General features: G+C 59.8%; 3 protein-coding genes and 1 pseudogene. 2 read left to right on the top strand and 2 right to left on the bottom strand.

Going from position 1 to position 8,256, the window contains the following annotated elements:
- Positions 1-196: 196 nt before the first annotated feature.
- Together NW838_RS03685 and NW838_RS03680 are read right to left on the bottom strand one after the other, a co-directional pair.
- Entirely contained in the window at positions 197-1,537 is a 1,341-nt protein-coding gene (locus NW838_RS03685) for an alkaline phosphatase (RefSeq protein ID WP_414427515.1), read from the bottom strand.
- A 256-nt stretch (positions 1,538-1,793) separates the two neighbouring features.
- A complete protein-coding gene (locus NW838_RS03680) occupies positions 1,794-4,172 on the bottom strand; it encodes a transglutaminaseTgpA domain-containing protein (RefSeq protein WP_414427514.1) in 2,379 nt (792 codons plus the stop codon).
- Positions 4,173-4,355: 183 nt separating this feature from the next.
- Between NW838_RS03680 and uvrA the strand changes: the two genes are divergently transcribed.
- Both uvrA and NW838_RS03670 read left to right on the top strand, forming a co-directional pair.
- Positions 4,356-7,259, top strand: a complete 2,904-nt coding sequence (gene uvrA / locus NW838_RS03675) for an excinuclease ABC subunit UvrA (protein WP_414427513.1) — start codon at positions 4,356-4,358, stop codon at positions 7,257-7,259.
- A gap of 223 nt (positions 7,260-7,482) precedes the next feature.
- Positions 7,483-8,256, top strand: a pseudogene (locus tag NW838_RS03670) (hypothetical protein); the annotation flags it as partial.

The following is an 8,256-nucleotide window of genomic DNA, read 5'->3' as shown; positions in this document are numbered from 1 at the left end:
GATCACAAGGTGCAGCAGCAGGAGTTCAAACGGCGCTACCAGGCGGTGCAGCAGGGGTACTCCAAGTCTGTTCAACGATCAAACGATCATAGAAATCCAAGCGTTGTGTAGTCTCGTAAAAAAAGGGGATCCAATGGATCCCCCGTGGCTACCAGAGCTTAAGGCAAATGCCCGTCCAAAGCAGGTAACTGCAGCACTAGGGCTTCAGCTCGCTGGGGATGCGCTCCCCGAAGAGCACGAAGTAGAGAATCCGATAAATGTCCGTGTTCAGGATCCCGGTGGTCGGCACCAACTCTTGGGCGTTCAAGCCCGCAGCGCGAGCAATGACTCCACTGCCGACGTCATCTCCGGTAGCCCAAGCCACGGCAAAGGGATAGCGCTTGCCATTCTTGTCAGGAGCAGAAATAAACGGCTTTGTGCCCGTGCCGTCAACTCCGTCAATGGGGGCACCACTGCCTTCGGGGTCAGTAGGGGGCAACGGCTCATCGGCGGACTCGACATCCACCAACTGCATGCCACCGGCGTTGCTGTCGCTGGTGGTGATCATGAAGGTCTTGGGATTCTTCTCGATAAAGTTGAGAATCACCCCGATGGCATCGTCGGCCCGCTTCATGGCCTCCAGGCAGCCAGAGGCATTGAGGTTGTTGCACATGTTATCAGTGCCCTCTTCTTCGATGACGGCGAAGAAGCCCTTAGGATTGCGGGAGATCCGCGCCAGGGCAAATTCGGTCATCTCGGCAATGGTGGGGGCGCTGGCAATGTAGTTGGGCAGGTTTTGGGCGCGCAGCTCTTCCTCTGGCTTGTCGTAGAAGGTGTCCTCCACGTTGAACACCCCCAAAACTTTGGAAACATCAGCCGGCAGCTTCAGCAGCTCGTCGCGGGTGTAGACAACGGCGTACCCTTTTTTCTTGGCCTCCTCAATCAGGTTGCGGCCATCCTTGCGCTTCCCTTGGCCAAAGCGGCCCTGGACACCTTCCGGCAGCAGCCATTCCTCGCCAGCGCCGAGGATGATGTCTACCCCTGACTCCACCACCTGCAGGGCAATCTCCTCATAGTCGCTGCGCTTGGCAGCTTTGGCAACGAAGGCAGCCGTCCCCGGCTCAATGATGGATCCCGTTTGCACCAGAGCCGTACCCAAGCCTGCCGCCACGGCATCTTCCATGATCGTGTTCAGGGTACCGTTGGCAGAAGGATACTCCTTGCCGTCCGGATCCAACCCAAAGCTCTTGGCGTGGGCACGGGTTCCCGTGGCATGGATCACCGCTCCGGCGTTGGAAGTTCCTCCAAGCTGGTCAAGAAGGTGCCCGCGATAAGGGGCAATCACGGGGAGACGATCCCAGTTCAGAAAGCCATCAGGGCCGTAGTGGAGAATGCGCGTAATGTCCCAGTGGGAAGCTGAGGTTCCATCTGGGTGAAAGAAGATTGCACCGTTGCCGGTTGGCTTAGGCGCCGCTTGAGCCACACTAGAGGAAAAAACTGACGAGGACAGCAGACACAAAGTTGCAGCCAAAGCCGCCCTCAAAGAATAGCTACGCATAGCTAACACGCCCTTGCTCGTTCGAAGCTGAACGTTAAAAAACGTAACACAGCTTCAGATGAGTTTGCAAGGGCACAGCAATGCAGCAGCGCGAAACGTGCCTGAAGCGAGTGCGCCACTGAGCGATTTCCCCGTCTGACAGTGCAGCTTACGGGGTCTATAACTAACGTTAACTATCTCTTAACTGTCTCATAACTGTCAAGGCTTCTCGCAGGGCTTTTGGGGTACCTGTTCTAAGGCGCAGCCGTCCCTCTGGTCAAGTGGCTCTTCTGGAGGTGATGGCGGGGTTTTTGGCCAGTGGCTGCCATGCTTGCCTAAGCTGTCTGAGTTGCTGCTGCCAGCGCTGCAGTTCCCCCACCTCCAACGGGATCCCACCGAAGCGCACCTCCATGTAGCGCTCCAAGAACCGGATGGCCAACTGGGCTTGTGGCAAATCGGAGTGGCGCAGGTGCTCAACCCGTTGCGCTGGCCCCAAGTGCTCCGGGATCCCCACTGCTGTCGAAGCCTCCCGCAGTTGCAGATAAAGCCTTGAGATAAGCTGGCGGCGCTGCTGCGACTTGGGTAGAGCCGCCGGGATCCAGCGCATCCCAGCAAAGGCCAGACTCGGTAGCAAGAGGCCAACCATCCAGGTGGGCCAGGGGGGCGGAGGCTGCCACAGGGATCCCAGCAAAACCCCATTGCCGGCAGTGGCCAACAGAATCCACCCCCCATCCTGCCAGCGCAAAGCCCGATAGCGGCGGCGGCGACCCCAATAGGCCATGGATCCGGTGATCAAAACCACCCCCAACACCGGCAGGCCATTCTGCTGCAACGTTTGCCCCAAGGCAACCAGGCTGCGACGGAAGCCAGCACCGACATCCTCTCGATCGGGAGAGGCGGCTACAGCGCTGGCCAGCTCCTGGATCTGCCGCCAGATCTGCCGCTGGGTGGATAGGTCGTACTGGATGACGTACTTAAACCAGCGGAAGCGCAAGCTGTCGTAGAAATCTTGAAGGGGATCCCACCAGCTCTGCCGCTGACTAACATTGGCCTCTGCCGGCGTAGCGTCAAAGATGACCCAGCCGTAGGGGCCAAAGGGGATCTCTGTCCAGGAATGGGCGTCGGCATTGCGCACTGCCAGATACCGTTCCTGCGCCACCCAGCGCCCGCCCAAAAAGCCATTCACCATCCGGGCCGGGATGCCAATGCTGCGGGCCAGTATCGTCAGGGCTGTGGCGAAATATTCGCAGTGGCCCCGCCGATGGGTGAACAGAAAGGCGTCCAAAGGCGGCTCAGGGCCGGGATCCGGCAGATCGGTGGTATAGGCGTAGTTCTCCAGCAGGTAGTTCTGCAAAGCCGTCACCTTGCCAAAGACATCGGGGATCCCAGCGGTAACGTCTTCAGCCAAGGCGGGAATGCGCGGATCCAGGTCTGCTGGCAACTGCAGATAGGCTGCCTGTTGGACTGGGTCGAGAGCACTGAACAGCTCCGCGTGGCCTAGCTGGCGCAAGCGCGGGCTTAACTCCCTTGAGATCCGGCTCCGGGCGCGGTAAAGATGGGGCACCTGCCGAGGCAGAGAATGGCCAACATCTCCGGTCTCGCTCAGGATGAGGCGGCGATTTTGCCGTTGCCAGGCTTGTTGCACCGTCGCTGCTCCGCCCCGCTCCAGCCATTCCATCTCCACCAGCGGGGCCACCCCAAAAACGGTGTTGGTGACCAGCGGCTCCAGATAGATAAGCTGCTCCAAGGGGAGAAGCAGCAGGTCGGGAGCAGTGGGGATCAAGCTGGAGGCAGAGAGATCAAATACCCCTGCTGCGTTGGGGAAAATGGGGATGAAGCGGTCTAGCGTTCGCGACCAGGCCCGTCCATCGTAGCGATCGAAGCTGATCCCGCGCCAGTAGAGGGACTCCACACGGGGCGGCACCCCTGCCGGAAATTCCACCCGCATGACAACGGTGTTATCGGTTTTGAGGGTGCCGAATGCTCCCAGGCTGACTTCCTCGGCAAAGCCAGTGGTCATCACCGGCGAGCGGGCCTGGCGACCCAGAATTCCTAAACTGACCCGCGGGAACAAGAAAAACAAAGCCACGGACAGGATCACCGCCAGCAAAGCCAGGGATCCGAGAAAGCCCAAAAAGTTGAGGTTGATGCCACGGGTTTGGCTGGCTGCCTGCGGGTGCTGCTCTGCTTGCAGGCGCAGGTGGTAAAGGGTGAGGTTGATTAGCCCTACCCCCACGTACAGCAAAAACAGCAGCCCAAAGCTGATGTCTTCGTTGAACAGGGTGGCAATGGCCATCAGCAGCAGAGACAGCACCGCCAACTGGATGTGATCGGCTGCCCGTTCCCGCTGAAACAGCTTGGCCCCCGTTAGGTAAAGCACCAAGCCAATGGCCCCATCGGAAAAGGGAAGGATCCCAAAGATAACCAAAGCCAGCAGGCTAAGCAACACCGCCACCGTCAGGGGCATCCACAGGGGGGCATAGCGGGCAAAAGCAATCCTTGGCGGCTCCCAAAACCAACTGCAGGCCCCCGCTGCCAAACAGACACCAATCACCGGTGGCGACAAAGCCTGATCCCCCAGACAAAGGGCCGTGAAGGCGATCCCCACCAACAGGTAAACAAACACCTTTTGAACGGATGGCAGTGTCCAGGTCATGGCCCTTGGGGGTCGATCCTTTCCAGCATAGCCAAGTCTTTTTTGCTACCGGTTTGCCCTCCCTGGGATCCCCTTTTGGACAAAGCGAAGAGCATTAGAATCGTCAACTAAGAATCGTTAAGATTTTGTTACTCGCCGGTCTCGACGGGATACCTGTGACACGCTGCGCGAAAAGGTGGTGAGATGTCCAGCCAAAACGAAATTCACGTGGTGGGGGCGCGGCAGCACAACCTCAAAAATGTCAACCTGCGGATCCCGCGGGATCGCCTGGTGGTGTTCACCGGCGTCTCCGGCTCTGGCAAATCTTCTTTGGCCTTTGACACCATTTTTGCCGAAGGGCAGCGGCGCTATGTGGAATCCCTCAGTGCCTATGCGCGGCAGTTTTTGGGGCAACTGGACAAGCCGGATGTGGATCGCATCGAAGGGCTGAGTCCGGCCATCTCCATCGATCAAAAGTCCACCAGCCACAACCCCCGCTCGACGGTTGGCACCGTTACCGAAATCTACGACTACCTGCGGCTTCTGTATGGGCGAGCTGGGATCCCTCACTGTCCCCATTGCAACCGGGTGATCGCCCCCCAGACGGTGGATCAAATTGTGGATCAGATCCTGGCCCTGCCGGATCGGACGCGGTTTCAGTTGCTCTCGCCGGTGGTGAAGGGGAAAAAGGGCACCCATGCCAACCTGTTGCAAAGCTTGCGCCAGCAAGGGTTTGTGCGCGTGCGCATCGACGGCCAGGTGCGGGATCTGAGCGAGGAGATCGAGTTAGCCAAAAACAAAACCCACACCCTTGAGGTTGTGGTGGATCGGCTGGTCAAGAGCCCCGACATAGCGGAGCGACTGGCCGATTCTCTGGCAACCTGCCTGCGCCAGTCGGGAGGAATTGCGGTGGTGGAGCTGCTGCCGCGGGAAGAGGAGCGAGAACAGCTGCTGCAAAAGGTGGCCGAGTCGGCGGGGCAATACCTGAACAGCAAGCCAACGGAGCTGATTTTTTCTGAGCAATTTGCCTGCCCGGAGCACGGTTCGGTGATGGGCGAGCTGTCGCCGCGCCTGTTTTCCTTCAACTCGCCGATTGGGGCCTGTCCTGTCTGCCACGGGCTGGGTTTTGAGCCCATCTTCGACCCCGAGCGGATCGTGCCCGATCCCAAGCTCCCCTTGTACGCGGCCATCGCCCCTTGGGCAGAGCGGGAGAACCCCTACTATCTGGCTTTGTTGGCGGGAGCCGCCAAGGCTTTTGGCTTCGACCTCAGCACCCGCTGGTGCGATCTCACCCCCCAGCAACAGCAGATCATCCTCTACGGTGCAGACCAGGAGGTCTACATCGCCGAGGTAGAATCTCAGTACCGAGGCCGGGGGTACTATCGCCGCTATGAGGGGGTGATTCCCCAATTGCAGCGGCACTACCAGGAAACCACTTCCGAAATCTATCGGCAAAAGCTGGAAGCCTACCTCACCTACCGTCCCTGTTCCGCCTGTGGGGGATCCCGTCTCAAGCCGGAAGCTCTGGCCGTGCGCATCGGCGGCTACCGCATCACGGATCTCACCGAGATCTCCATCCGCGACTGCCTGCACCGCCTGGAGCAGTTGAAACTTACCCCGCGACAAGTGCAGATCGGCGAGCTGGTGCTGCGGGAGATCAAAACCCGGCTGCAGTTTTTGGTGGATGTGGGCCTGGACTACCTAACGCTGGCCCGTCCGGCCATGACCCTCTCCGGGGGCGAGGCGCAGCGGATCCGGCTGGCCAGCCAGATGGGCTCCGGCTTGACGGGGGTGCTCTACGTGTTGGACGAACCCTCGATTGGCCTCCACCAGCGGGACAACGAGCGCCTGTTGCAAACCCTGTTTCGCCTGCGAGATCTGGGCAACACCCTGATCGTGGTGGAACACGACGAAGAAACCATCCGTGCCGCCGACCACATCGTCGATATCGGCCCTGGGGCCGGCATCCACGGGGGGGAAGTGGTGGCCCAGGGATCCCTGGCGGACATCATGGCCTGCGAGCGCTCCATCACCGGAGCTTATCTTTCGGGGCGGCTGCGGATCCCTACCCCTGCGCAGCGGCGGGCTGGGAAAGCGGTTGCCCTCAAGCTCACCAATGCCCACAAAAACAACCTCAAGCACATCGATGTGGAGATCCCTCTGGGCAAGTTGGTCTGTGTTACAGGCGTCTCCGGCTCCGGCAAATCCACCTTGGTCAACGAATTGCTCTACCCTGCCCTGCAGCACCATCTTGGACACAAGGTGCCCCAACCCGCGGAGATGGGAGAACTTGAGGGCATCGAACACATCGACAAGGTGATCGTCATCGACCAATCTCCCATTGGCCGTACCCCCCGCTCCAACCCTGCCACCTACACCGGCCTGTTCGACCCGATCCGCCAAACCTTTGCCCAAACCTTGGATGCCAAGGCCAGAGGCTACCCATCCGGCCACTTTTCCTTCAATGTCAAGGGGGGGCGCTGTGAAGCCTGCAAAGGGCAGGGGGTGAACGTGATTGAAATGAACTTCCTGCCCGATGTGTACGTCACCTGCGAAGTCTGCGGGGGCAGCCGTTACAGCCGCGAAACCCTGCAGGTCAGGTACAAGGGCAAGAACATCGCCGAAGTCCTGGATATGACAGTGGGGGAGGCGCTGGAGTTTTTCGCTGCCCTGCCTCCTGCCGCCAAGATCCTGCAGACCTTGGCCGATGTGGGCCTCGATTACATCAAGCTGGGCCAGCCAGCTCCTACCCTCTCCGGTGGGGAAGCGCAACGGGTCAAGCTGGCCGCAGAACTGGCCCGCCGCTCCACCGGCAAAACCCTCTATCTGCTGGATGAGCCCTCCACCGGCTTGTCTTTTTACGATGTCCACAAGCTCTTGAACGTCCTGCAACGGCTGGTGGATACAGGCAACACCGTGCTGGTGATCGAGCATAACCTGGACATTCTCCGCTGTGCTGATTGGATTATTGACTTGGGGCCAGAGGGCGGCGACCGCGGCGGCCAGATCATCGCCGTTGGCACTCCAGAACAGGTGGCTGAGCACCCCGGATCCCATACAGGGCGATATTTGAAGCAGGTTTTGCAACAACATCCCCCAGGTCGCTGAGCAACTCAGCCTGCTCCAGGGAGAAAGTTGACCGAAAGCGGCTGTCGGGATCCCCTTTCGCTTTTTGCTCTGCTCACCTCAGCCATGGCGGTGGAGGACTGATGCGGCGAGGACTCTATCCCACCCAGGCGCTCCGCACCGTGAACGCAAGGGTGAACGGTTAGCCTGAGTCTCACGTCGCTATGGCATGATGGGTCGGAAGGAAAAGGTTCGCACTCTCCCCATGGTAGGGCAGACCCTGGGTGGCCGCTATCAGATCTTGGAAGCACTGGGATCCAGCGGACAAACCTACTTGGCACAGGATAGCCATCATCCTGAGCGGCTTCGGGTGGTGCTCAAACGCTGGCAGGCCGGCCAAAATGCTCCGCACCGCGAACACAGTGAGGACTCCGCCTCGCTACGGCATCTCTTTCAGCAAGAAGTGGCGCTGCGGGAGCACCTGGGATCCCACGAGGGTATCCCCCGCCTGTTGGCCTGCTTTGAGCAAGAGGGGGAGTTTTATTGGGTGGAAGAATGGGTTGAAGGGCCCACCCTGGAACAAGCTCTATTGCTAGGTAACGCAACCGAGAGGGGCCAGCTAACGACTCCGTCCCGCCAAATGCACTGCCATTGGGGGCACGACTGGACAGAGGCTGAGGTACGAGCCTTGTTGCAGGATGTGCTGCAAACCTTGGCCTTCCTGAATGGGGAAGGGGTGAGCTGCTGCAACCTGCAGCCCTCTCGCTTGATCTACCGTCAGGCGGATGGCCGATGGGTGTTGTTGAAGTGGGGGGGTGAGGAACAGGGTCTGGCTTTTTCCGGCTCTGGCTTCGGGAACCCCTATGGCCCCAGGCATTGCAGCGACCTCTATGCTCTTGGGCTGATTGCCCTGCAGGCCCTCTGCGGGATCCCGCCCCAGAAGCTGTTTCGCGACCCGTTGACGGGGGAGTTGCGCTGGCACGATCTGGCCTCTACTAGCGCTCCTTTTGCTGCTTTTCTGGATCGTTTGGTGAGCTGC

It is taken from the genome of Synechococcus sp. R55.2 (assembly GCF_047462075.1).
Lineage (GTDB): Bacteria > Cyanobacteriota > Cyanobacteriia > Thermostichales > Thermostichaceae > Thermostichus.
This window is presented reverse-complemented; position numbering and strand designations above follow the sequence as displayed.

What these genes read in the sequence shown, in the direction of transcription:
- NW838_RS03685 (WP_414427515.1), bottom strand. Translation starts at nt 1,537, where the DNA reads ATGCGTAGCTATTCTTTGAGGGCGGCTTTGGCTGCAACTTTGTGTCTG.
- NW838_RS03680 (WP_414427514.1), bottom strand. Translation starts at nt 4,172, where the DNA reads ATGACCTGGACACTGCCATCCGTTCAAAAGGTGTTTGTTTACCTGTTG.
- uvrA (WP_414427513.1), top strand. Translation starts at nt 4,356, where the DNA reads ATGTCCAGCCAAAACGAAATTCACGTGGTGGGGGCGCGGCAGCACAAC.